Origin of the sequence: Rhodococcus sp. KBW08, assembly GCF_003852455.1 — a bacterium.
GTDB classification, from domain to species: domain Bacteria; phylum Actinomycetota; class Actinomycetes; order Mycobacteriales; family Mycobacteriaceae; genus Rhodococcus_F; species Rhodococcus_F baikonurensis.
This window is the reverse complement of sequence record NZ_QAJJ01000038.1, coordinates 1-1,822: the sequence shown is the minus strand read 5'-3', so window position 1 is coordinate 1,822 and position 1,822 is coordinate 1. Positions and strand designations below refer to the sequence as shown.

The following is a 1,822-nucleotide window of genomic DNA, read 5'->3' as shown; positions in this document are numbered from 1 at the left end:
TCGATCGTGGTGTGGATTCGACGTTGTCGGCGTGGTTCGATGATGCTGCTGCGCGGTTTGGTGATCGGGTTGCGGTGCGGTTCGGTGGCGAGTCGTTGTCGTATGGTGAGTTGTCGGTGCGGGCTAATCGTTTGGCGCGCAGGTTGATTGCTCAGGGTTGTGGTCCGGAGTCGTTGGTGGCGGTGGCGTTGCCGCGGTCGGCGGATCTTGTGGTGGCGTTGTTGGCGGTGGTGAAGTCCGGTGCGGGGTATTTGCCGGTGGATCCGTCGTATCCGGCTGATCGTGTCGAGTTCATGTTGGCCGATGCTGCTCCGGTGGCTGCGATTTCGTGGTCCGGGCGTGAGTTGGTGTTGCCTGTTGGTTTGCCGGTGGTTGATGTCGACGCGGTGGATGTGTCGGAGTTCGATGGTTCGGTGGTGACGGATGCGGATCGTGTTGCGCCGTTGCGGTCGTCGAATGTTGCGTATGTGATTTACACGTCGGGTTCGACGGGTCGCCCGAAGGGTGTGCAGGTTCCGCACACGACGGTGGCGAAGTTGTTCGCGAATACCGAGGGTGTGTACGGGTTCGACGAATCCGATGTGTGGACGATGTTCCACAGTTATGCGTTCGACTTCTCGGTGTGGGAGTTGTGGGGTCCGCTGTTGTACGGCGGCACGTTGGTGGTTGTGGATTATGTGACGTCGCGGTCGCCGGAGCAGTTCTTGGAGTTGCTTGCTGCTGAGCGGGTGACGGTGCTCAATCAGACGCCGTCGGCGTTCTATCAGTTGGCTGAGGCTGATCGGTTGGCGTCGGAATCCGGTCGGGCTGCCGAGTTGTCGTTGCGGTGGGTTGTTTTCGGTGGCGAGGCGCTCGAGCTGCGTCGCTTGTCGGATTGGTACGGCCGCCGCGGTGACAGTGCGCCGACGTTGGTGAACATGTACGGCATCACGGAGACGACGGTGCATGTGAGCCATCGTGTGTTGGATGCTGCGTTGGCGGCGGATGCGTCGGCGAGTGTTGTGGGTCAGGCTATTTCGGGTCTGCGGGTGTTCGTGTTGGATACGCGTTTGGCTCCGGTGCCGGTTGGTGTTGCGGGTGAGATGTATGTCGCTGGTGTGCAGTTGGCTCGGGGTTATCTGGGTCAGGCGGGGTTGACGTCGACGCGGTTTGTGGCGAGTCCTTTTGCTGCTGGTGAGGTTTTGTACCGCACGGGTGACGTGGCGTCGTGGAACAGTGCTGGTGATTTGGAGTATCTGGGTCGCGCGGATGATCAGGTGAAGATCCGTGGTTTCCGGATCGAGATCGGTGAGATCGAGTCTGCGGTGTTGGCAGATGTGTCCGTGGCGCAGACGGCGGTGGTTGTTCGTGAGGATTCTCCGGGTGATCAGCGGTTGGTGGCGTATGTGGTTCCGGCTGCGGGTGTGAGCGTGTCGATCGACGACCTTCGGGTGTCGGTGGGTTCGTTGTTGCCGGAGTACATGGTGCCGTCGGCGTTTGTGGTGTTGGATGCGATTCCGTTGACGGTGAACGGGAAGTTGGATCGTCGGGCTTTGCCGGTTCCGTCGTTGCAGGTTGCGGTGTTCCGTGCTCCGACGTCGGTGGTGGAAGAGGTTGTGGCGCAGACGTTTGCGGATGTTCTGGGCGTTGAGCGTGTTGGTTTGGATGATGATTTCTTTGCTCTCGGTGGTAATTCGCTGATTGCGACGCAGGTGACGTCTCGGTTGGGTCAGGCGTTGGATGCTTCGGTGTCGGTGCGGGAGTTGTTCGAGGCGTCGACGGTGGAGGCGTTGGCTGCTCGTTTGGGTTCTCATGTCGGTGGTGGTTCGCGTGCGGCGTTGAC

At 60.5% G+C, this 1,822-nt stretch carries 1 protein-coding gene; it reads left to right on the top strand.

Translation table 11 applies throughout. The features are described from left to right. A partial coding sequence (locus DBV08_RS31210) for an amino acid adenylation domain-containing protein (RefSeq protein WP_124569947.1) occupies positions 1-1,822 on the top strand: 1,822 nt, incomplete at both ends.